The sequence below is a fragment of the Clostridium sp. DFI.5.61 genome (assembly GCF_024462915.1).
GTDB lineage: Bacteria > Bacillota > Clostridia > Oscillospirales > Oscillospiraceae > Lawsonibacter > Lawsonibacter asaccharolyticus.
In genome coordinates this window covers 1-21,344 of the sequence record NZ_JANGBZ010000039.1, presented here as the reverse complement: position 1 = coordinate 21,344, position 21,344 = coordinate 1, and the positions used below count along the sequence as shown (strand labels likewise).

The 21,344-nt window shown below is 61.3% G+C and carries 19 protein-coding genes; 14 read left to right on the top strand and 5 right to left on the bottom strand.

What is annotated here, in order from left to right:
* Positions 1-9: 9 nt before the first annotated feature.
* Positions 10-1,428, bottom strand: a complete 1,419-nt coding sequence (locus NE584_RS14430; RefSeq protein ID WP_256183096.1) for a TrkH family potassium uptake protein — start codon at positions 1,426-1,428, stop codon at positions 10-12.
* Positions 1,429-1,702: 274 nt separating this feature from the next.
* Between NE584_RS14430 and NE584_RS14425 the strand changes: the two genes are divergently transcribed.
* From NE584_RS14425 to NE584_RS14405, 5 genes are all read left to right on the top strand, one after another.
* Complete coding sequence (locus NE584_RS14425; protein WP_108980891.1) at positions 1,703-2,548, top strand: tyrosine-type recombinase/integrase; 846 nt, start codon at positions 1,703-1,705, stop codon at positions 2,546-2,548.
* A gap of 289 nt (positions 2,549-2,837) precedes the next feature.
* Entirely contained in the window at positions 2,838-3,665 is an 828-nt protein-coding gene (locus NE584_RS14420; RefSeq protein ID WP_256183095.1) for a hypothetical protein, read from the top strand.
* Between the two features lie 64 nt (positions 3,666-3,729).
* The gene (locus NE584_RS14415; protein WP_256183094.1) at positions 3,730-9,063 is read left to right on the top strand and encodes an S-layer homology domain-containing protein; all 5,334 of its coding nucleotides are present in this window, start codon (positions 3,730-3,732) and stop codon (positions 9,061-9,063) included.
* Between the two features lie 196 nt (positions 9,064-9,259).
* Positions 9,260-9,529, top strand: coding sequence for a CoA transferase (locus NE584_RS14410; RefSeq protein ID WP_108980889.1), 270 nt, complete (start codon positions 9,260-9,262; stop codon positions 9,527-9,529).
* Positions 9,526-9,852, top strand: a complete 327-nt coding sequence (locus NE584_RS14405) for a CoA transferase (protein ID WP_108980888.1) — start codon at positions 9,526-9,528, stop codon at positions 9,850-9,852. Before NE584_RS14410 ends, NE584_RS14405 begins: the two co-directional genes overlap by 4 nt.
* A gap of 131 nt (positions 9,853-9,983) precedes the next feature.
* Here the strand turns inward: NE584_RS14405 and NE584_RS14400 are convergent, their stop codons facing one another.
* A complete protein-coding gene (locus NE584_RS14400) occupies positions 9,984-10,355 on the bottom strand; it encodes a sporulation initiation factor Spo0A C-terminal domain-containing protein (RefSeq protein ID WP_050623907.1) in 372 nt (123 codons plus the stop codon).
* On the bottom strand, positions 10,342-10,608 hold the full coding sequence (locus NE584_RS14395; RefSeq protein ID WP_050623906.1) for a helix-turn-helix domain-containing protein: 267 nt from the start codon (positions 10,606-10,608) through the stop codon (positions 10,342-10,344). The genes NE584_RS14400 and NE584_RS14395 overlap by 14 nt, the downstream gene beginning before the upstream one ends.
* Before the next feature lie 216 nt (positions 10,609-10,824).
* Here NE584_RS14395 and rpoN point away from each other — a divergent pair, with 216 nt between their 5' ends.
* Positions 10,825-12,180, top strand: a complete 1,356-nt coding sequence (gene rpoN / locus NE584_RS14390; RefSeq protein WP_256183093.1) for an RNA polymerase factor sigma-54 — start codon at positions 10,825-10,827, stop codon at positions 12,178-12,180.
* Positions 12,181-12,191: 11 nt separating this feature from the next.
* Here the strand turns inward: rpoN and NE584_RS14385 are convergent, their stop codons facing one another.
* Positions 12,192-12,938: an SDR family NAD(P)-dependent oxidoreductase gene (locus NE584_RS14385; protein WP_108980885.1), complete on the bottom strand. Its 747-nt coding sequence runs from the start codon at positions 12,936-12,938 to the stop codon at positions 12,192-12,194.
* Positions 12,939-13,180: 242 nt separating this feature from the next.
* Positions 13,181-14,107 carry a LysR family transcriptional regulator gene (locus NE584_RS14380; protein ID WP_256183091.1) on the bottom strand — a complete coding sequence of 309 codons (927 nt, stop codon included), beginning with the start codon at positions 14,105-14,107 and terminating at the stop codon, positions 13,181-13,183.
* A 254-nt stretch (positions 14,108-14,361) separates the two neighbouring features.
* Here NE584_RS14380 and NE584_RS14375 point away from each other — a divergent pair, with 254 nt between their 5' ends.
* The 8 genes from NE584_RS14375 to NE584_RS14340 form a co-directional block, all read left to right on the top strand.
* The gene (locus NE584_RS14375) at positions 14,362-15,078 is read left to right on the top strand and encodes a DUF5058 family protein (protein WP_256183090.1); all 717 of its coding nucleotides are present in this window, start codon (positions 14,362-14,364) and stop codon (positions 15,076-15,078) included.
* A gap of 18 nt (positions 15,079-15,096) precedes the next feature.
* The gene (locus tag NE584_RS14370) at positions 15,097-15,810 is read left to right on the top strand and encodes a hypothetical protein (RefSeq protein WP_050623901.1); all 714 of its coding nucleotides are present in this window, start codon (positions 15,097-15,099) and stop codon (positions 15,808-15,810) included.
* A gap of 21 nt (positions 15,811-15,831) precedes the next feature.
* Positions 15,832-16,995: a M20 family metallopeptidase gene (locus NE584_RS14365; RefSeq protein WP_256183089.1), complete on the top strand. Its 1,164-nt coding sequence runs from the start codon at positions 15,832-15,834 to the stop codon at positions 16,993-16,995.
* A gap of 8 nt (positions 16,996-17,003) precedes the next feature.
* Positions 17,004-17,921: a glutaminase A gene (gene glsA, locus NE584_RS14360; RefSeq protein ID WP_256183088.1), complete on the top strand. Its 918-nt coding sequence runs from the start codon at positions 17,004-17,006 to the stop codon at positions 17,919-17,921.
* A 194-nt stretch (positions 17,922-18,115) separates the two neighbouring features.
* On the top strand, positions 18,116-18,406 hold the full coding sequence (locus tag NE584_RS14355) for a hypothetical protein (protein ID WP_050623898.1): 291 nt from the start codon (positions 18,116-18,118) through the stop codon (positions 18,404-18,406).
* Between the two features lie 53 nt (positions 18,407-18,459).
* Positions 18,460-19,335, top strand: a complete 876-nt coding sequence (locus tag NE584_RS14350) for an SH3 domain-containing C40 family peptidase (RefSeq protein WP_050623897.1) — start codon at positions 18,460-18,462, stop codon at positions 19,333-19,335.
* A 147-nt stretch (positions 19,336-19,482) separates the two neighbouring features.
* The gene (locus tag NE584_RS19915) at positions 19,483-19,665 is read left to right on the top strand and encodes a ferredoxin (RefSeq protein ID WP_050623896.1); all 183 of its coding nucleotides are present in this window, start codon (positions 19,483-19,485) and stop codon (positions 19,663-19,665) included.
* A gap of 463 nt (positions 19,666-20,128) precedes the next feature.
* Positions 20,129-21,344 (top strand): sodium-dependent transporter (locus NE584_RS14340; protein WP_256183087.1); only part of this gene is annotated, 1,216 nt, incomplete at its 3' end.

Here is a 21,344-nt window from a genome sequence, read left to right as displayed (position 1 = left end):
ACATCTCCTTCAGCCGATCATCACATCCACACTGGGGTAGCGGATCTTATTCTCTCCCCGGTCCCGGATCAGGAACGCAATGGAGAAGGACAGCACGCCCACCCGGCCCAGGAACATCATCGCGATGATGATTCCCTGGCTCAGCGGGGACAAGCCGGTGGTGATCCCCATGGTCAGCCCCACGGTCCCCATGGCCGAGGCCACTTCGAAGGCGGCAGCCAGGTAGGGGACCCCGTCCGCCAATGTCAGGGCGATGGACCCGGCCAGGAACAGGCAGGTCACCACCAGGGTCAGGGTCATGGCATTGAGCACCCGGGCCTGGGGGATGGTCCTCCGCCGGAGCACCACCTGGTCTCTCCCCCGCAGGCCCGCCCACAGTGAGATCAGCAGCACGCCGGCGGTGGCCGTCTTGATGCCGCCGGCGGTGGAGCCGGAGGAGCCCCCGATCAGCATCAGCACCACGGACAGGGCAGCCGCCCCTTCCCGCAGGGCCCCCTGGTCCAGAACGCTGTACCCTGCTGTGCGCAGGGTCACCGACTGAAAGAGGGCATTGCCCACCTTCTCTCCCGCCGTCATACCACCCAGGGTCTCCAGATTGTTCCACTCTGCCCCCAGAAAGAACAGCCAGCCCCCCAGGATCAGCGCCCCGGTGACGGCAAGCACCATTCTCGAGTAGAAGGACAGCCGCTGCCAGCTCCGATGCTCCAGGCAGTCCTCCCAAACAAAAAAGCCCAGGCCGCCCAGCACGATCAGGCACCCGATGGTGCCCAGCACCACCGGGTCCTCCCGGAAGCCCGCAAGGCTGGAGAAGGCCCCGGTGTGCTCCCCCATCAGGTCGAATCCGGCATTGCAGAAAGCGGACACGCTGTGAAAGATGGAGTACCACAGCCCCCGCCCCCAGCCGAAGAGCGGGACGAAGCGGGTAGCCAGCAGGATCGCACCACAGCCCTCCAGCAGAAAGGTACCCATGAGGGCGTGGCGCACCACCCGCACTACCCCGGACATCCCATTCAGATTAAATGCGGAGGCGATGGCCAGCCGCTGGGACAGGCCGATGCGCCGCCGCAGCAGCAGAGGGATCAGGCTGATCAATGAGACAAATCCCAGCCCGCCCAGCTGGATCATGGCCAGGATCACCCCCTGACCGAAGGGAGTCCAGTGGAGCGCGCTGTCCACCAGGACCAGACCGGTGACGCAGGTGGCGGAGGTGGCGGTGAACAGGCAGGTCAGCCAGGGGGTGAACTGCCCGTCCCGGGCGGAGATAGGCAGGTGGAGCAGAAAAGTCCCCAGCAGGATGATGGCCCCGAAGCTCACCACGATCAGGCGGGTAGGGTTAAAATTCTGATTGGACAACAGGCGCAGCACGCTGCCTCCCCCTTCTGCCGGGGCCGGAGCCCCCGGCTCCCCTGTCCCGATGCAGAACAGCATACCGGCAGTTCCCCCTGTCAGTATGCTGTGCGGCCCGGGCCCTCCGTGGATTCATACAAAGTTGAGTATAGCATACCCTCCCAGGATATTCAAGTCAACGATTTTTCTCCCCCGCCCGGCATTTTCATACCTTATATATAAAAAGGGGTGTCCGGTGCCGGAGGTTGGGCTGCAAATTGAACAGCCTTCCTCCTTTTCTTCCCCTAGGTTTCGGATAAACGCCCCCCGTTTCCGGTAAAATAGTACCACACTGGAAGAAAAGGGGAGTTTTTGTATGAAAGATCACCATGTGCCCCAGGAACATCTGTCTGCCTTTGCCCGGAGGCTGGCGGAGGAGGAGCGGAGCGCGGGGACAGTGGAGAAGTACCTGCGGGACGCAGGGGCCTTTCTGGAGTGGCTGGCGGGGGCGCCGGTGAACCGGGAGGCGGTCACGGGCTGGAAGGCCCACTTGGTCCGCTCCGGCTACCGCCCCGCCACCATCAACTCCATGCTGGCCGCCCTCAACACCTTTCTCCGTTTCATCGGCCTGGAGGACTGCCGTGTCCGCGCCCTGCGGGTGCAGCGCAGACTCTTTCAGAGCGAGGAGCGGGAGCTGAGCCGCCAGGAGTACCAGCGCCTGCTGGACACCGCCCGCACCTTGGGCCGGGACCGCCTGGCCCTGGTCATGGAGACCATCTGCGCCGCCGGCATCCGAGTCAGCGAGGTGCGCTATATCACTGTGGAGGCCGCCCGTTCCGGTCAGGCGGATATCGCCCTCAAGGGCAAGGTCCGCACCATCCTCCTCCCCGGCAAGCTGTGCCGCAAGCTGCTCAAGTACGCCAGACAGCAAAAAACCGCTTCCGGCGAGATCTTCCTCACCAAAAGCGGCAAGCCTCTGTCCAGGCGGCAGATCTGGGCGGAGATGAAGCGCCTGTGCCTCCGAGCCGGGGTGGCCCCCACCAAGGTCTTCCCTCACAACCTGCGCCATCTCTTTGCGCGCACCTTCTATCAGGCCACCCGGGACGTGGCCAAGCTGGCCGATGTCCTGGGGCACTCCAGCATTGAGACCACCCGCATCTATCTCATCTCCACCGGTGCCCAGCACCGCCGGGATCTGGACCGCCTGCGCCTCGTCTGCTAGACAAAATCAATATTTTGCATCCAGCGACCAGGAAAGGCCGCAGGAGGCTACATAGATTTCTGGTAGATTATAGCACAGGCCGATGGAAAATTCAAGCTGGAGCTGCTAAATTTGCGCAAAGACCAGCCATATGAGCCCAAATTGCTCATACGGCTCGATCTTCACGCCCTTTTTCCCTCAGGAGCGCCGCCGGCGCTCTTTTTTTCTGCCCGAACAGCTCCTTCCCCGGGATAGAACGCGGCAAAATATTGATTTTGCCTACAACTGGGGGGCGAGAGGGGAGAACGGCATGGAACTGGTGATGGAACAGGAGGCCCCGGCAGGGGAGGTATGCCTCACGCCGGAGGCCATGGACGCCTATCTGGACACCCTGCGCCAGCAGGGCCGGAGCGCAGACACCCTGGCGGCGTACCGGCGGAGCATCTATGGGCTGTACCGGTCGCTGCCGCCGGACAAGCGGGTAGGCCGCGGGACGCTGGACCGCTGGCGGGAGACGCTGGAGGACCAGGGGTATCTTCCCCGGACTATCAATGTGCGGCTGGCGGCGGCCAACGGCCTGATGACCTATCTGGGCCACCGGGAACTCCAGGCCACCGCCGCCCTCCCGCCCCCGGCGGAGGTGGAGCGGCCGGAGCTGACCCGCGGGGAGTATCTGCGTCTGCTGTCCACCGCCCGGGTTCTGGAGAAGGAGCGGCTCTACCTGCTGGTGAAGGTATTCGGAAGCACGGGCCTGTCGGTGGGGGAGCTGCCCCGGCTGACGGCGGAGGCGCTGGACGGGCGGGGACCCAGCCCCGTGCGTCTGCCGCCGCCGCTGGCGGAGGAGCTGCGGGGCTATGCGGCCCGGCAGGGCATCACCGCAGGACCGGTGTTCCGCAGCCGGAACGGGCAGCCCATACGGCGGACCCAGGTGACGGGCGAGATCCGGTCCCTGTGCCGGGACGCCCGGGTGCCGGAGGAAAAAGGGAACCCACGCTGTCTGCGCCGGCTGTGGCAGGAGACCCAGGATGCCATCCGGGTCAGTGTGGACCAGCTGGTGGTCCAGGCCTTCGACCAGATGATGGAGGCGGAACAGTTCTCCGTGGGCTGGGATGCCGGAAAGGGGGTGGGGATGATGTGACCACACCCCCCAGCTCTCGATTGCGCTGGCATGAATATCAGCTACTAAGGAGGAAAGAAATGACATGAAAAAGCGATTCTTGGCCGTATTGCTGACCCTGTGCATGGTGCTGTCCCTGCTTCCGGTGTCCGCCTTTGCGGCGCCGGGAGGGTCAGAGTATGAGATAGGAGATACGTTTGAAACGACCGACCCCGATCAAAAGCCGCCGGAAAACATTCCGGATGGGACAGAGTGGGTAGGGCCCGACGCTGAGCGGGGAGATCTTACCTGCAAAGAGGAGGAACACGCCCACTCTCTGGACAGCTGCTACAGCCATGACTGTGTACATGAGCACAATGACGACTGCTATCCCACACAGTGGGTGAAGTGTACGAAGGAGGACAATCCGGACCATTATAATAGGCTCGGGTTCCATAAAGACGATACAGGGTGCACGTGGCACTCCTTCAGCATCCTAGATTGGGCATGGGGATACCAAGTAATTGACAAAACCGAAGGCCCCACCGAGTGCAGGCACGAATGTTCTCTCAAAACCGGATGTTACACATTGACCTGCAGCAAGGAGGAGCACCAGCATGGTGATGCCTGCTACCAGTGGGCCTATACCTGGACGCTGGAGGAAAAGACCGATGAGAATAACCAGAGGGACCAGTGGCGCAACTGGTGGCCCGTGTATTGGAGCTTTGACGAATATTACGGATTGGGGAATGAAGAGATCACGGACCCCTCTCTGGTAACGGTGTCCGCCGGGGCGAAGGATGTCACTTATACAGGGAAAGAAGTATCCCCTCAGGATGCCCTGGATGATTCGGAGGCGGCCAACGCGGGCCAGCTGATCCGCAGCGACCTGGACATCCGGGTGGCGGAGGGCTACTATCTCTCCTCCTACCGTCTGGTGTGCGGAAACTATACCGGGTGCGGTGTGGTCGAATATGGTGACGCTGTCACCATCGAGCCGGACGAAAACGGGGATTATTCCGCTGTAACGCACGTTTCCATTGACGAAAATGATTTTGATCATTGGCGCAATGTCGGCGGCTTAGGCCGAAACTATCCCACCTCAAAACCTAGTGAAGCCAACTGGAGCAACAGCTATCTAGGCGGGAACACCATTTATCCCTTCTATCTGCTGCTGGAGTTAAAGGAAGATGAGAACACCTATCAGATCCAGTATGATTGGGGCGACCAAAGCGAGGCACTGACTGAGTACGATGTTCCTGAAACTCAGACCGGTCTGAAGCGCAATGAGGAAGTCCAAGCCGCCATTCCTTCTGACGAGGCGGTCCAGGCCGCGCTGGCTACGGGCTATGTCTTCGACGGCTGGACCATTTCCGGAACAGGATATGAGGACGGCTCCAAGGTGGACGCAGGCGGAAAGGTCGTCATCCGCGGCAGCGATCTGACCCTGACCGCCAAGTGGGTGGAGGCCGGGACGCCTGAATTTCTGAACAGCATCAAAGTCACCGTGAGCTGCACCAACCAGGCCGCGGGCCATGCAGGTTCTCAGCCGATGACCTTGACGGCAGGGGATTATACCACATCCTCCCGGGTGGTGGACCGCCATCTGGAATATACGGTCACCATTTCCTCTGAGCGCTTCGTGACGGCGTATAATGAGACCACCAGTGCGACTCACACCCCCGCGAAAGATACGGCCACAGTCACTTATGTGTATCACAACGGCTGGAAGCTGAAAAGCGGGAGCAAAGAGGCGGTCACGTTCCAGGTGGCCTGTGAGGACCAGTACACGGTGACCGTCAAGTATGTGATGGATGATGCGGATCAAACGGAGATCCAAACTTCTTATGTCAGCGAAGAGATGTCCAAGGGGTCTCCCTATGATGTGAGCGACCAGATCCCTGACTCGATCACATATAAAGGTCAGAGCTATGCCAAAGACACGGTGAAGGGGGCGACCTCCGGCACGCTCACCGGCAATGTGGAGATCACGGCGGTTTACAGCCTGGATGAAGTCGGCGGCGAGAATGGCGGCGGCGACGGTGTCCCGGACAAGTACCAGAAGAAAGTGACTTTCCAGGTGGTAAACGGGACCTGGGAGGATGGCACCAGCGCCGCCAAAGTCACCTATGTGACGCTGATGAAGGACGGCAAGTGGGACATGAACGGCAGCGCCTACCTGACAGCCCCCACCGGAATGAAGCCGGACGCTGGCTATGGTGGCACGGACGGAACGCAGGGCGGCTGGGATACCACGCCTCCTGCCACAGTTTCCGGGACCGATGATGTGACGTACACCTATACCTTTGCCAAAAGCACCACCCCCATTGTCCCCGGCAATGTTCTGTATGTCGTGGAGCACTACAAGGCAAACGACGATGGAACTTATCCTGTGTCCGCGACGGAGACGGAGCGCTTCTCCGGGGCGATCGGGGCAGAGGTAACGGCCACCCCAAAAGTGTATGAGGGGTACTGTCTGGACCCTGCGCTCTCCAATACGACCGGTACGCTGACCAAAATTGAGAAGCCGGAAGATATCGTGACGCTGAAGCTGTATTACGCCGTGGACAAAGTCGGCGGCGAAGATGGCGGCGACGGTACCCCGGATCAGTACCAGGCCCAAGTGATCTATCAGGTCGTGGGGGGCACCTGGGCAAACGGAAGCACGGAAATTGAACAGGTCTATCATTTGTCGGAATATGATGAGACCTCTGACCAATGGGTCGAGGTCAGCCCCGCGCCGACTTTGACGAATATTCCTGACACCACAAAAGTTGAGCCTGATGCAGCGCACATCCTGAGCGGCGCGTGGGATGATGAGTCCCCCGTGGCCGGGGCGGCATTGACGGCGGGGACCAGCACCACCTACACCTACAGACTTACTGCGGCGGCACCCGCCATGACGGTGGAGAAAACAGCTCAGGAGGCATCTGTCCGTGTGGGAGAGCAGATCCACTACACGATCACAGTGCGCAATACCGGCAATGCGCCCCTGACTGATGTGACGATTAAAGACACCCTGTGGAGCGCCGGCACGGTGATCCGGGTAGGGGACATCGATCATACCCTCAGCGACAGCAGCTACACCATCTCCAGCATTGGAGTGGGCGACAAGGTCATCATCACCTATGCCTATACCGCGGCGCAGACAGACGTGGCGGCAGGCGTGACGAATACCGCTGCCGTGACCGCAGATGAGATCGAGGACGCAGTTACAGATACGACTGATCCGGTGCCGGTGACCGCTTACTCCCTGACCTATGACGCCAACGGCGGCCGCATCGCCGGGGAGACCACATTCGTAGTCCCGGACCTGGCCCAGCAGACTGGTTATGAGCTGGGGGAAGAAGATGACTACACCGCCCCCACCCACACTGACACCGAGGGTACAGCGGTCCTCTTCCTGGGCTGGACCACCACCGACAACCATGAGAAGATCTATGACGCGGGCGAACAGCTGCCCACTCTGGTATCCGAAGTCAACATCCCGGCGGTGGCCACGGTCTACGCCGTGTGGGCCTATGACCGGAACGGCGACGGTACCCCCGACGCCCGGCAGATCATGATCCAGCCCGCCGATATCACCATCTACACCGGCGGCAGCAGCTATGAGAGCGTGGTCAACGGCAGCGGAAACGAGATCGGCGCCACCGACAACGGACTGCCCGTGCCAGGCTTCTACATCACCCTGCCCAGTGATTTGAATGAGCGGCTGATCAAACACGCAGATCCCGCCGATGTTGTCACCAATGAAAATGGACAGCAGGTGGTGGACCTGTCCAAATATCTGACCTTTACTTACAACTTCGGCGGAGAACAGCGGATCTGGAAGCTGGAGCGGTACGACAACAATCCCGGCAACACCAGCATGGCCTATGACCGCTACATCTACCGCATCCTGCCCGCTGAGACCCCCAATGGCGAGGTCCCCATCCGCCTCCAGTTCACCGATCAGGACGACCCTGATTCCTTCATGACCAGTGACGACTTTACTGTCCAGGTGAACAGCGTGTTCCGGCAGTATGACATGACCATCTATGCCGGAGATCTGGAGCAGCAGCGGGTCAAGGCCGAGCTTACTGTAGGCGCAGACACGGAGCAGTACAGCGCGGCGGTGGGATCCGGTACGCTGACCATCCGGGGCGTGACCGATCTCGACACCGCCACCACCCCTGTGGTCAATGAGCCCCCCACCAATGAGGTGAACAGCATCACCGCCCATATCCCCGCAGACGCCGCTCTCTACATCAATGAGAGCAGGCTGGAGGTCGCTGATCCTGATGCTGTGCATCTGCTGGTGGACAGCATCGTCCCCGACCAGGGCAATACCCTGCACAACAGCGCGGTGGATGGATTCAACTCCATCACCGAGGACCACAGTGCGGATCTGCGCTACCTGGACCTGGTGGACACCAGCAACGGCAACGCCTATGTCACCACCGACGGGGAGATCACCCTCTACTGGCCCTACCCCGATGGAACGGATCGGAACAGCGAGTTCCAGCTGGTCCACTATGCGGGCCTGGACCGCAACAGCAACACCGACCTGGAGCAAGGCAACTACACCATGGAGCTCTACTCCACTGAGGACGGCACCCTGGTGGCCACGGATGAAGGCATCCGCTTCACTGTGGACTCCTTCTCCCCCTTCGCCCTGTTCTGGGAGGATGAGGATGACGATGACGACCGGGATGATGACGATGATGACGATGACGACGACGACCGCGGGCACGGCGGCTCCGGCGGAACACCTCAGCTGAACAAGGAGGACCACTTCGCCTACGTCTCCGGCTACCCCGACGGCACCGTGCAGCCCAACGACCCCATCACCCGTGAGGAAGTGGCCACCATCTTCTTCCGCCTGCTTACCGACGCGTCCCGGGCGGACTACATTACCGAGCGGAACCCCTTCCCTGATGTGGAGTCCAGCCGCTGGTCCTTCTACTCCATCACCACCCTGAACAACGGCGGCATCATGACCGGCCGCACCGGCGGCGACTTTGACCCCGGCGCCTACATCACCCGTGCCGAGTTCGCTGTGGTGGCCGCCCAGTTCTCCGACGCCCGGTACTCCGGCCCGGACAAGTTCAGCGATATCTCCGGCCACTGGGCCCGGGAGTACATCAACCGCGCCGCCGCTGAGGGCTGGATCGCCGGTTATCCCGACGGCACCTACGGCCCCGACCGGAGCATCACCCGCGCTGAGGTCATGGCCCTCATCAATGAGGTGCTGGACCGCGCCCCCGACACCGATCACATGCTGGACGACATGATCCACTGGCCGGACAACCCGGAGGACGCCTGGTACTATGAAGACGTGCAGGAGGCCACCAACTGCCACACCTACCGCTGGAGCGGCAGTCTGGAGCGGTGGATCCAGATCACTGACATGCGCACCTATGCTGACCTGGTCCGGGACGCCCTGCGCAGCGCACGATAATCCCCTGATCTGGCTGGAACCCGGCTCCGGCGGCGCCTTTCCAGCGCCTCCGGGGCCCTTTCCCCCGCAAAAGGCCCGCCGCTGCGACAAATTCGCAGCGGCGGGCCTTCTATTCTTATTCTAATTTTGCGTAAATCATCAGTCCAGGGTTTTCATTGCGTGGGGATTGAAAAATGCAGTTTCGTCATACGCCATCATGTATCGCAAATCAATCATTTTGAAACGCTGCGTTCTGATCGAAAATTTCCGCTCCGGCGTCATAGACCAGCTGGGAAACTTTTTCGAGGCCAGTGCCCCTGGAAACACCTATCCCACCAAAAGCGGAGAAAAGGTGATGATCAGCGCCGGACAAGCCAGCGCCTGGCCGAAATTCGCCCACATTCTGGGGCATGACGAGTGGATCGACATGCCGGAGTTCCAGCGTGTGGAGGACCGCGTCAAAAACCGCGGCTGCTGGACCCCATGATCGCGGAGGAGACCTCAAAATTCGAAAAAAACGTGCTTCTGGAGCGGCTGGTAGAGGCCAAAATCGCGGCGGCGCCGGTCATGACAGTGGCCGATGTGGCCAATGACCCCCATTTCAGGGATGAGCGAAGCATGTACACAGAGGTCACCCACCCCCAGCTGGGTCCTGTCAGGATCACGAATCAGGCCGTCAAGATGTCAGAGACGAACCCCTATGTGAGGGGCTGCGCTCCCCTGCTGGGCGAGCACAACGATGAGGTCTACCAGTCCCTCGGCTTTACACCGGAGGAGATCTCCGCATGGCGGGAAAAGGGCGTTATCTGAACTTCCTCTCCCTCCAGATCTCCGCCTGCCCCCGCCCTGGGTCGTGGGGCGGCACCGTCCAAAACAGAACAGGCGGCGCGGCACTCCGGGATGCACTCCCGGGTCCGCTCTGCCTCTTTTTATGTTCCTTTTCAGCTCTGCACCGGTCCCGCCCTCTGCTCGCACAGGAGGCTGTTGGACAGGATGGACAGGAACTGCGCCGCGCAGGGGCGCTGAAGCAGCGGACGGCGGGCCAGTCCCTCCAGCATGGCACGATTCTGCTCCCACACCACGGTGATCACGGTCCGGATGTTCCGCTCCACCGCCTTCCAGTTTGTCCCATACCGCTTCGCCACATCCGGATAGAGCCATTTGGTGACCAGCAGGAGCCGGTCCTGCTGCTGGACACAGAGCAGCACTGCATAGGCGGTGTAGGAGAACCCCCTGTAATTTGCCGTGGCGCCCAGCCGGCACAGCATGTCACATACCTCCGCCGTCCCGATCTCCGTTCTATACTGTGCCATTTTGGTCCGCCTGCTCCACTGTCTGACGAAATTTCTGTATCAGCTCCTCCACCCCGGGACTTTCCAGGAAGAGCAGGAAGAACATCAGAGACGGTGCGGACAGGCAGTAGCGCTCCTTTTCCAGATCCGCATAGGAACGTGGCTCGATGCGCAGGCGTTCCGACATCTCTTCCTTAGACATGCCCCGCTGTTCCCGTGTCTCGGCCATGTACCCATTCAGAAACTTTTTGACCAGCTTGGTATATGCATGCATTTCATTTCCCTCCAAATTTCGACAATACTGTAAGCAGAATCCTACCATCATTGGATGCATACTTCCATGAGGTGCACCTCATTCAGATAAAAAAGAATAAAAATATTCTTAATTTTATGTGGTGTATGCTTCTGTACGGTCCCGTCATGCCTTATGCCTATCTTGTTTCCCCTTGGCATATTTGCTATAATAGCTCTGAAAAAGGAGGCGTCCCTTATGGAACTGGTCCAACGGCAGACTCAACAGCTCACCCAGCAGACGCTCCAGAGCCTCGCGCTCCTTCAGATGAGCACAGTGGAATTGGAGGCTTATGTTCAGGAGCTCGCCCAGGAGAACCCTATCATCGATCTGGAGCCGCCCCGCTCCGAGCAGGAAGCTCCCCGGGATCAGGAGCTCTTCCGCCGTGTGAAGTGGCTGGAGGACAGCGACCGTCAAAATCGCTATTACCAGCGCTTGGACGCCGAGGAATTGGACCCGCTGGCCCAGGTGGGGACGGATGGCGGTCTGGAGGAATCCCTCTCCAATTTTCTCTTCCGCCAGATCCAGCAGCTCGATCTGGATGAGTCTGCCAAGCAGCTTCTGTGCTACCTGTCCGCCTGTCTGGACGAGGATGGGTATTTCCGCATCCCACTGGACGAGCTCTCCCGGACTTCTGGCATCTCCCAAAGGCGGCTCGCCCGCACTCTGGAGCTACTGCGCTCCCTGGAACCCGCAGGTGTGGGGGCTTCCTCCCTCTCCCAGTGTCTGGAGCTTCAGTTGCTCCGCATCCATGAGGAGGGCCCCGCCCTTGCCATTGTTCGGGACTGCCTGGAGGAGCTGGCCAAAAAACATTATCATGCCATCTCCGCCCGCCTCTCCATCTCTCAGGAGGAGGTCCGGTCCGCCGAACGGCTGATTCGAGAGCTGAATCCCCGTCCCGGTTCCATCTTCGCGCTCCCCAGCGAGATCTCCTATATTCAGCCGGATATTTTCATTGAAGAGATGGACGGACATTTCACTGCCCGCCTGCGGAACAGTGACCGTCCCTACTTCCAGATCAACTCCTATTACCGCAGTCTCCTGACCCAGTCCGATGACGCCCAGGTGCGGGAATATCTTACCTTGAAGCTCCGCCAGGCCGAAAACGTGCTCTGGGCCATTGGTCAGCGGGAGGCCACGCTTCTCCGGTGTGCCCAGGCTATCGCCGGCCGCCAGCAGGACTTCTTCCGATCGGGGCCCAGCGCCCTGCGGCCCCTGCGCCTGTCCGACATCGCCCAAGAGCTGGAGATCCATGAATCCACGGTCAGCCGCGCCATTCGGGACAAATATGTCCAGTGTCCCCGGGGGGTCTTTCCCCTCCGTCATTTTCTCTCCCGCCGGGCCGCCGGGGAGAGCGGTGCCGAGGTCGGCAGCTGTGCCGCCAAGGAACTGCTCCGCCGCCTGATTCGGGAGGAGGACAGCACCAAGCCTCTCTCCGACCAGAAGCTATGCACCCTGCTGACGGAGCAGGGCTGCCCCATCTCCCGCCGTACCGTGGCCAAATACCGCGAGGAGCTGAACATCCCCAGTGCCTCTGGGAGAAAGCGGCCGTAGCCCGGCACTGTTCAGGCCCGGGCCAGTCCGTCCACCCGGAGGACCACGCCGGTGATATAGGATGCCTGCTCCGAGGCCAGGAATACGAAGGCCTCCGCGACCTCCCCCGGCTGCCCCACACGCCCCAGGGGGATCTGGGCCTCCAGAGGAGCCAGCACCTCCCGCGGCACTGCCCGCAGCATGTCCGTCTCGATGATGCCCGGGGCCACCGCATTGACCCGTATCCCCTTCGGCGCCAGCTCCCGGGCCAGGGACAGGGTGAAGCCGTTGACCGCGAACTTGGAGACCGGATAGGCGACGCCGGCGGGCTGTCCATAGAAGCTCACCATGGAGGAGGTGTTCAAGATCACGCCTCTGCCCTGCCTCTCCATCCAGGGCACCGCCCCACGGGCACAGTGGAACATTCCCTTTACGTTCAGGTCCATCACCCGGTCAAAGAGCTCCCCGGTGTACGCCCCAAAGGGCGTGCTCTCTGAGACCCCCGCGTTGTTGACCAGGATGTCGATCCGCCCATGCTCCGCCCCGATCCGGTCAAAGGCCGTCCGGACCTGCTCCGGGTCCTCCAGGCTGGGCCAGATGCCCCATACCCGGGCCTCCGGCAGCTCCGCCTTCAGCTGGGATACCGCCCGCTCCGCCGTCTCGCTCCGGCTGGCGCACAGCACCACTTCCGCCCCCTCCTTCAGGAAGGCTCTCACCACCGCATATCCGATCCCCCGGCTCCCGCCGGTCACCACCGCGATCTGATCCTTCAGTTTCATGGCCCTCTTCCCCTTTCTTCTGTACGTTCCAATTCCGTTTTGTGTGTCCGGGGAAACGCTTCCCCTGCCGTTCCAGCCCCCTACGGGATGAGAACTCACCAACGGATCGGGACTTTTGGTATCATGCCCCCTATGCCCCCCTTTCATCCCTTCCCGGACGCAAGAGGAGCGGCGCGCTTCCCCCACAGGAAGTGCGCCGCTCCTCTCTTCAATAATATCTGATCCGGGCACCGATCTGGCCCTCACGCCTCGAACTCCCGCTGCACCTCCCCTTCAATCTTCTCCAGCAGTGCCTGCTCTTCCAGGCTGAGCCGGACGTCCGCCCGGGTCAGGAAGCCATATTCATAGTCCATGAACGCGGGCCGGATGGGCACCGCCGCCAGCTCATTCCGCGCCATGATCTTGGAGTGGATGTGACAGGAGATCATCACCAGGTGGTCCATGGACTCCAGCATATCCAGGTTGCCCGCCCGGCCCACGCCGTGGCAGATCCCTTTGGCCGGGGGCAGCGGGGAGCGTTCCGGCTGAAAATGCACCCCTATGGGGTCGAAATAGGTCACATTCAGCATCAAAAGGGCCTCATCGTACCGGATGGACGGCGGGACCGTCTCCGGGTGGTAGAGGCTGCTGGTCCGGCGGACCACCCCGTAGGCCGGGCTCTGGGCCAGGGGGTGGTAGCGCAGGTTCCGCCGGGCAAAGTAGGCGAAAAGCTCTTCCCGCATCTCTGTTCCAAAGGTGAGAAAGGCGGCCAGGGATGCCCCCTTTCCCACCCGGTCAAAGAGCTCCCGGCAATCATAGTACTCCTCACACTGGATGGACCAGTCCGGCAGGCCCCGGGCCGTCTCCAGCACCGTGTTGACAAACAGGGAGGAGGGGACACAGGCAAAGTGGACCCGGCGCCGGCTCTCCTGACGGCACTCCCGCGCCAGGTCGGAAAGCCGGTCCAGCAGCGTCTCCGCCTCCGTCAGGAACCGCTCCCCCTGGGGCGTCAGGCTCATACCCTGTCTGGTACGGAGGAACAGGGGAAAGCCCAGGGACTGCTCCAGCTCCCCGATGGCCCGGCTCAAGTTGGGCTGGGCCAGGTATAGGGCCCGGGCCGCCTGGGTCACAGAGCCATAGCGAACTACGGCTAAGGCGTATTGCAGGTATTTCAGATCCAGTTCTTCCAATGCGATCCCCTCCCGGCTCTCTCTTTTCCGGCTCCCGATCTTTGTGTGTATTTTCCGTCCCCTCAGGCAGAAGCGCCAGGCTCCCCTTGTCCCGGAGACACAAAACGAGATCATGTCGTTAAATTATATCATTTTTGATATGGAAAGCAAATGCATTTTATATTTTTCAAGCCGGCTCCGCCATGATAGTATAATTTACAACAAAACAGCTGTATTTGGAAAAAAATCTGGCTATCTGCCAAGGGAGGAACACCATGGGTTATTTTGATGTGGCAAATTCCCCGCTCCTCTACGTCCTGGTCACCGCCGGGGTCCTGTATATCGTGGGGCTGTCCGCCGTCTTTCTGCGCAAGTCCTGGAGGCGGTGTCTGGAGCTTGGGATCTCCAAGGAAAAGCTGAGCGCCGTGGCCCGCAGCTCGGCGGTCTTCACCATCGTCCCCTCTGTCTCCATCGTCATCGGGCTGTTCACCCTGTCCACTGTACTGGGCATCCCATGGCCCTGGTATCGGCTGTCGGTGGTGGGCTCGGTGAGCTATGAGCTGATGGCGGCAGACATGGTGGCCGACGGCATGGGCTACGGCTCCGTAGGCGAGATGGCCGCCCAGGCCGACCACACCGTCTTCGGCGCTGTCATGTTCGTAATGAGCATCTGCATCCTGGCCGGCATCATCATCAACATCTTCGCGGTGGAAAAGATCCAGACTGGGATGAGCACCCTGAAGAAAAAGCGGGGCGACTGGGGCACCATCGTCAACTCCTGCTTCTTCCTGGGGATCGTGGCCGCCTTCACGCCGCTGATCTTTGCCTCCGGAACAGTTTACGCCCTGACCTTCCTCATCAGCATGGGAGTGGCGGCCCTGTGCGCTTTGTGCATGAGGCGCTTTCATCTCAAGTGGCTGGGGAGCTTCATCATGTCCATCTCTCTGATCGTCAGCATGGCCGCGTCCGTCCTGCTGGAACAGATATTTTAAAAGGAGGCTCGTTCTCACATGAAGCAGTCTGACAGCTACGACCGCTCCATCCACCGCACGGGCCGGCTGGGCAGCATCCTGGCCATCGCCTGGATGCTGGGCATCCCTGCGGTGATGTGCACCGTCTATCACATGTTCCCTTCCATCCCGGACCTGCTGCTGTTCGGCAGCGGCCTGCTGGCCCTGTATGTCCCCACCGCCATCTCAGAGGTCATCACCTACGTCCCCATGCTGGGCTCCGCCTCTTACATCACCTTCATCACCGGGAACATCTCCAACCTGAAGCTCCCCTGCGCCCTGAACGCCCTGGAGATGGCGGATGTGGAGCAGAATACCGACGCCGGAGACGCGGTGGCCACGGTGGCGGTGGCCGTCTCCTCTATCGTGACCACCGTTATCATCGTACTGGGCGTCCTCCTTCTGGTCCCTCTCCAGCCCATTCTGGAGAGCGAGCCGGTGAAGATCGCCGGAAGCTATATGCTCCCGGCGCTTTATGGGTGCCTGTTCCTCAGCCAGATGACCAGCAAGGCGGGCGGCACTATCATCAAGGGCAAGCTCAAGGCCGCCGTCCTCCCCGGCGTACTGGTCTTTCTGATCCACGTGTTCGTCACACCAGTCAACCGCGGCATCGCCATCCTGGCCTGCATCCCCCTGTGCATCCTGTGCGCCTGGGTGCTGTACCGGATGGGGCAGATCCGGGTGGTCCATCTTCCCCAGGGTGGGGACCGGTGACCGGAAAGGAGAGTACATCGTATGAATTATCTTCAGAGCGCTCAGGCGCTGTATGAACAGATGGTCCGGGACCGCCGGCACCTCCACCAGCATCCCGAGGTGGGGATGGACCTGCCCGAGACCTGTTCCTATGTCATGGCACGGCTGACCGAGATGGGCTATCAGCCCCGGCGGCTGGGAGGGGGCGTCACCGCCACCTTGACCGGAAAGCCCGACGGGAAGGTGTTCCTGCTCCGGGCCGATATGGACGCTCTGCCCATGCGTGAGGAGAGCGGGCTCCCCTTCGCCTCTCAGCGCAGCTGTGCCCACACCTGCGGCCACGACATGCACACCGCCATGCTGCTGGGGGCGGCCCAGCTGCTCCGGGACCGGGCAGCAGAGCTCAACGGCACTGTCAAGTTCATGTTCCAGCCCGGCGAGGAGGTCCTGTCAGGGGCCAGATCCATGATTGAGGCCGGCATCCTGGAAGATCCCCATGTGGATGCGGCCATGGGTGCCCACATGATCCCCATGATTCCAGCGGGCCTGGGCGGCTACGGCACCGGCGTGGTCTCCGCCTCCAGTGACCACCTGGTCATCCGGGTGGAGGGCCGCGGAGGCCACGGCGCCCATCCCCAGTCCACCGTGGACCCTATCAACATCGGCGTCCACATCCATCTGGCGCTCCAGGAGCTGCTGAGCCGGGAGGCGGACCCCGCTGAGCTGGTGGTCCTCACCTTCGGGAAGTTCCAGGGGGGAGACGCGGCCAACATTATCCCCTCCTCTGCGGTGCTGGAGGGCACCCTGCGCACCTTCAGCGAGCCGCTGCGCACCCACCTGCTGGAACGGATCGACACCATCTGCACCTGCACAGCGGAGGCCTTCCGGGGCAGAGCCCAAGTCACCGATCTCTGCTCCACCTGCTCCCTCCAGATCGACGGGGATACTGCCGCCGCCGTCGCCCAGGGGTGGCAGCGGGAGGGACTGAAAATGCTCCAGCGGGGTGAGAAAATGAGCGGTTCCGAGGACTTCGCCGAGATCGCCGCCCGCGTCCCCTCCACCTTCTTCGTGGTGGGAGGCGGCACCGCCCAGGACGGCTGCGGTGTCAGCCTCCACAATCCCAAGATCCGCTTCCGGGAGGAGGCGCTCATCTACGGTGCCGCCGCCTACGCCTCCGGCGCAGCCATGTGGCTGGAGCTGCACTGAGGGACGTCATGGACGCGCTGCTGGAAAAGCTGGTGGAGGAAAATCGCCCCTTCACCCGGGAGGGCCGGGTGGCTGGCTACATCCCGGAGCTGGCCAAGGCGGACCGGGACGAGTTGGGCATCTGCGTGGTGTCCAGCGACGGACGTATCAGCTCCGCGGGGGAGTACAGGCGGACCTTCACCATTCAAAGCATCATCAAGCCCATCCTGCTCCTCCTGGCGCTGATGGACAACGGGGAGGACACGGTCCGCGCCCGGGTGGGAGTGGAGGCCACAGGCAAACCCTTTGACGCCATCAACTATACGGACCAGGCCCTGCTCAGCGAGCATCTCAATCCCATGGTCAACATGGGAGCCATCCTGCTGTGCACCCTGATCCACGGGACGAGCTATTCCCAGCGGCTGGAGCGGCTGCTGGAGCTGACCCGCCGGCTGGCTGGAAATCCCAGCCTGTCGGTGGACGAGGCGGTCTACCGCTCGGAAAAACAGACCGGCAGCCGTAACCGGGCCATGGCCTTTCTGCTGGAGAGCTGCGGACTGCTTCATGACGACCCGGAGGAGGTGCTGGACTGTTATTTCCGGGCCTGCTCCATCAGGGTGGACTGCCGGGACCTGGCCCATATCGCCTGCACCTTCGCCGGCCGGGGCCGCCGCTCCCCCTCCGGCGAGCGGCTGTTCCCCGCCCGATATGCCCACTATGTCAACGCCGTGCTGATGACCTGCGGCATGTACAACGGCTCGGGGGACTTCGCCGTCAAAGTGGGACTGCCAGCCAAAAGCGGCGTGGGGGGCGGCATCATGGCGGTCTCCCCTGCCCGTATGGGCATCGGCATCTATTCCCCCGGGCTGGACGAAAAGGGAAACAGTCTGGCTGGCATCCGGCTGCTGGAACAGCTGGGCCGCCGGCTCAGCCTGAGCATATTCTGACCCCGCATCTCCGCCATTCAGGCGAAAAACGGTCTCCAGAGGCAGCTCCGGAGGCCGTTTTTCCGCTTTCCATCCCCTCTGCCGCCGCCTTTCCTCCATTTCCCAGAAAAAAATTAGATGAGAGTATTTGACAAAGGGTTTCAAATGTGTTACAATTCGGTTACAACATTAAAATTTCCTTAAGGAGGCAGACCATGGCGTCTGAAAAGATCCCTCTTTCCTATAAGGGCCATCCCCTGCGCCGGAAAGACAACCTCATCTACTACGGCACGATGGCCGAAAAGTACATCATCATGCTCCAGATCCTGGACACTAAGAAGGTGGACGATCTGGATGTGGCCACAAAGGTGGCCGTTCAGCTCCAGTTGACCGATCCCGACCTGAAGAGCCGGGACCGGGTGGTCAAAAAGACAGAGAAGGACAGCTTATACACCGCAATGGACGTGGCCACGGTCTGGCTGGACCGGGCACTGAGCACGAAGTAAAGAGCCGCCCGCGCTCCAGAAACAGAGATATGACGATCAGGAGGACTTCCGCCATGCACTTTTCTCAGTCTTTTGCTGCCAAGCTGACCGCCGGCCTGCTGGCTGTCACCGGTATGATCGCTCCGGCTTTTGCTGTGTCCGGCACAGTGGACGCCGAGGGCGGTCTTCGTCTGCGCAACGCTTCCAGCACCGACGCCGCCGTTCTGGAGACCATCCCCGACGGCTCCCAGATTGAGGTGTCTGGTATTACCGAAAGCGGCTGGTACCAGGTCTCCTTCCAGGATACTCAGGGCTATGTCTCCACCGATTATGTAGTGCTGTCTGAGACTGTAGAACTGCCCACTGTGGCGGAGCCCGTCTACGGCAAGGTCACGGAGGGCCCCTTGAATGTCCGCTCCGCCCCCAGCACCGACAGTGAGAAGGTGGACTCCTTCTCTACTGGCAAGGTCCTCACCATTCTGGAGACCCTGGACGGCTGGTACAAGGTGGAAGAGGGCTATGTGTCCGCGGACTATGTGACCATTATCGACGCAGCCGAGGCCGCCTCTTCCGGCTCCGCCTCCGAGGTGGTGGATCTGGCCATGCAGTATCTGGGCTATCCCTACTGTTACGGCGGCTCCTCCCCCAGCGGTTTTGACTGCTCCGGCTTTGTCCGCTATGTCTACTCTCAGTTTGGCTGCTCCCTCAACCGCACTGCTTCCGCTCAGATGAGCAACGGCACCTCCGTCTCTATGAGTGAGCTCCAGCCCGGCGATCTGGTCTTCTTCCTGAAGTCGGGCAGCGGTGCCAGCCGTGCCTCCCACGTGGGTATCTACATCGGCGGGGGCCAGTTCATCCACGCCTCCACCTCCAGCACCGGCGTCATCATCAGCGACATGGACAGTGCCTACTACACCACCGGCTTCGTGGGCGGCCGCCGGATCCTCTGATTTTCTTCCCCTACGTTATACCGGACAGGCAGACCCTGCGGGGCCTGCCTGTCCTTTTTCTGTTTGTGTATTTTTTCTGCTTTTCGGGCATACTGTGCTCAGATACGCCCCGCGGCATCCGCTGGCCGGGGAGGAAAGGAGCACATCATGAACGCTACTGTCAATTCCAACTGCATCGGCTGCGGTCTGTGCGTCAGCATCTGTCCGGAGGTCTTTGAGATCGGAGACGACGGACTGGCTCAGCCCATTCAGGAGGTCACTGAGACCCTGGAGAAGACCGCCTCCCAGGCCAGGGAATCCTGCCCTGTCAATGCCATCGACCTGGAGTGAGCACTTCCGCCCCCTTTCCCTCCGGCAGCGGTCCTTCCGCCGTCCGGAGGGCTCTGTTGTATGCTCGCCTTGTTGTATCTTTCATAACGGCCACGGCTGCCAATTCTTCCGGCGGCCGTGGCTATTTTTGTTCCCCGCATCTGTGGCGTGGGATGCTGTTTCTCGACAGTCAGTATATGCTGGTACCCCGGCGGCGGGTGTAGATAGGGTAAGTATAGGGCGAGGTCCCACCCACACGACGTATCCCCTTGGAGACATCTTACAGCCGGAGTCTGGGGAAAATTTTCCTCCCTGCGGCAGCCCAGCGCCTCTGCAGTGGTAAGAAAACGAACGTGACCAGGTTTTCTTTGCCTTTTTTCCAAGCGTGTGCTATAATTAAAAAAGTGTTACCCGGCATGGCCCGCATGGCCCCTGCCGGTTTTCTCGTGTTCCGGCGGTATTTTTTGAAAAGGGGCGTCTTTCCATGGAAAAACACAGCGCTGTCCGCGACTCCTGGGGGTCTAAATGGGGGTTCATCCTGGCCTGCATCGGCTCTGCGGTGGGGATGGGCAACATCTGGCTCTTCCCCGCCCGTGTCTCCCAGTACGGCGGGGCCACCTTTCTCATCCCGTACCTCATTTTTGTGGTCATCATCGGCTCTACCGGGGTGATCGGGGAGATGGCCTTTGGACGGGCCACCCGCTCCGGCCCCATCGGTGCCTTCGGCTATGCCACCAAGCTGCGCTTCGGCCATGAGCGGCCCGGCCGCCTGCTGGGCCTGATCCCGGTGCTGGGCTCCCTGGCCTTGGCGATCGGCTACTCGGTCGTCACCGGCTGGATCTTCAAGTACACCGCCGACGCTCTCACCGGCACCCTGTCCCGCATGTCCGGCCTGGACGCTTTCGCCGCCCACTTCAATGCCACTGCTGCTGGAAATGTTCCCTGGCAGCTCGTCGGCATGGCGGTGACCATCGCCATTCTGGCTTTCGGCATTGGCCGTGGGATCGAACTGGCCAACAAGGTCATGACCCCCCTGTTCTATGTCCTCTTCGTCGGGCTGGCCGTCTATCTGTTCACCCTGCCCGCTTCCGGAGCGGGCTATCAGTACATCTTCGTCCTGGACCCCAAGGGGCTGCTGGACCCAGTGGTGTGGATCTATGCCCTGGGGCAGGCCTTCTTTTCCCTTTCGGTAGCGGGAAACGGCACCCTGATCTACGGCTCCTACCTCAGCCGCAGCTCCAATGTTCCCTCTGACGCCAGGATGGTGGCCGTCTTTGACACTGTGGCCGCTCTGCTGGCCGCCCTGGTCATCATCCCCGCCATGGCGGTGGCCGGCCAGCAGCTGGACCAGAGCGGCCCCGGCCTCATGTTCATCTATCTGCCCAACGTGCTCAGCACCATCCCCGGCGGCTGGCTGATCCTGATCCTTTTCTTTGCTGCGGTGATCTTCGCGGCCCTCACTTCTCTGGTCAACCTGTTCGAGGCGCCTACCGCCACTCTCCAGGAGCTGTTCCACCTGAAGCGCCCCGCCGCCGCAGCCATCACCGGGGGAGCAGGCATCCTGGTTGGGCTGGTCATCGCCCCCATCGTGGACCCCTGGATGAACATTTGCTCCATCTACATCTGTCCCCTGGGTGCGCTGCTGGCGGCGGTCATGTTCTTCTGGATCTGCGGCAGGCAGTTCGTGGAGGAGCAGGTGA

What these genes read in the sequence shown, in the direction of transcription:
- NE584_RS14430 (WP_256183096.1), bottom strand. Translation starts at nt 1,428, where the DNA reads ATGCTGTTCTGCATCGGGACAGGGGAGCCGGGGGCTCCGGCCCCGGCA.
- NE584_RS14425 (WP_108980891.1), top strand. Translation starts at nt 1,703, where the DNA reads ATGAAAGATCACCATGTGCCCCAGGAACATCTGTCTGCCTTTGCCCGG.
- NE584_RS14420 (WP_256183095.1), top strand. Translation starts at nt 2,838, where the DNA reads ATGGAACTGGTGATGGAACAGGAGGCCCCGGCAGGGGAGGTATGCCTC.
- NE584_RS14415 (WP_256183094.1), top strand. Translation starts at nt 3,730, where the DNA reads ATGAAAAAGCGATTCTTGGCCGTATTGCTGACCCTGTGCATGGTGCTG.
- NE584_RS14410 (WP_108980889.1), top strand. Translation starts at nt 9,260, where the DNA reads ATGTATCGCAAATCAATCATTTTGAAACGCTGCGTTCTGATCGAAAAT.
- NE584_RS14405 (WP_108980888.1), top strand. Translation starts at nt 9,526, where the DNA reads ATGATCGCGGAGGAGACCTCAAAATTCGAAAAAAACGTGCTTCTGGAG.
- NE584_RS14400 (WP_050623907.1), bottom strand. Translation starts at nt 10,355, where the DNA reads ATGGCACAGTATAGAACGGAGATCGGGACGGCGGAGGTATGTGACATG.
- NE584_RS14395 (WP_050623906.1), bottom strand. Translation starts at nt 10,608, where the DNA reads ATGCATGCATATACCAAGCTGGTCAAAAAGTTTCTGAATGGGTACATG.
- rpoN (WP_256183093.1), top strand. Translation starts at nt 10,825, where the DNA reads ATGGAACTGGTCCAACGGCAGACTCAACAGCTCACCCAGCAGACGCTC.
- NE584_RS14385 (WP_108980885.1), bottom strand. Translation starts at nt 12,938, where the DNA reads ATGAAACTGAAGGATCAGATCGCGGTGGTGACCGGCGGGAGCCGGGGG.
- NE584_RS14375 (WP_256183090.1), top strand. Translation starts at nt 14,362, where the DNA reads ATGGGTTATTTTGATGTGGCAAATTCCCCGCTCCTCTACGTCCTGGTC.
- NE584_RS14370 (WP_050623901.1), top strand. Translation starts at nt 15,097, where the DNA reads ATGAAGCAGTCTGACAGCTACGACCGCTCCATCCACCGCACGGGCCGG.
- NE584_RS14365 (WP_256183089.1), top strand. Translation starts at nt 15,832, where the DNA reads ATGAATTATCTTCAGAGCGCTCAGGCGCTGTATGAACAGATGGTCCGG.
- glsA (WP_256183088.1), top strand. Translation starts at nt 17,004, where the DNA reads ATGGACGCGCTGCTGGAAAAGCTGGTGGAGGAAAATCGCCCCTTCACC.
- NE584_RS14355 (WP_050623898.1), top strand. Translation starts at nt 18,116, where the DNA reads ATGGCGTCTGAAAAGATCCCTCTTTCCTATAAGGGCCATCCCCTGCGC.
- NE584_RS14350 (WP_050623897.1), top strand. Translation starts at nt 18,460, where the DNA reads ATGCACTTTTCTCAGTCTTTTGCTGCCAAGCTGACCGCCGGCCTGCTG.
- NE584_RS19915 (WP_050623896.1), top strand. Translation starts at nt 19,483, where the DNA reads ATGAACGCTACTGTCAATTCCAACTGCATCGGCTGCGGTCTGTGCGTC.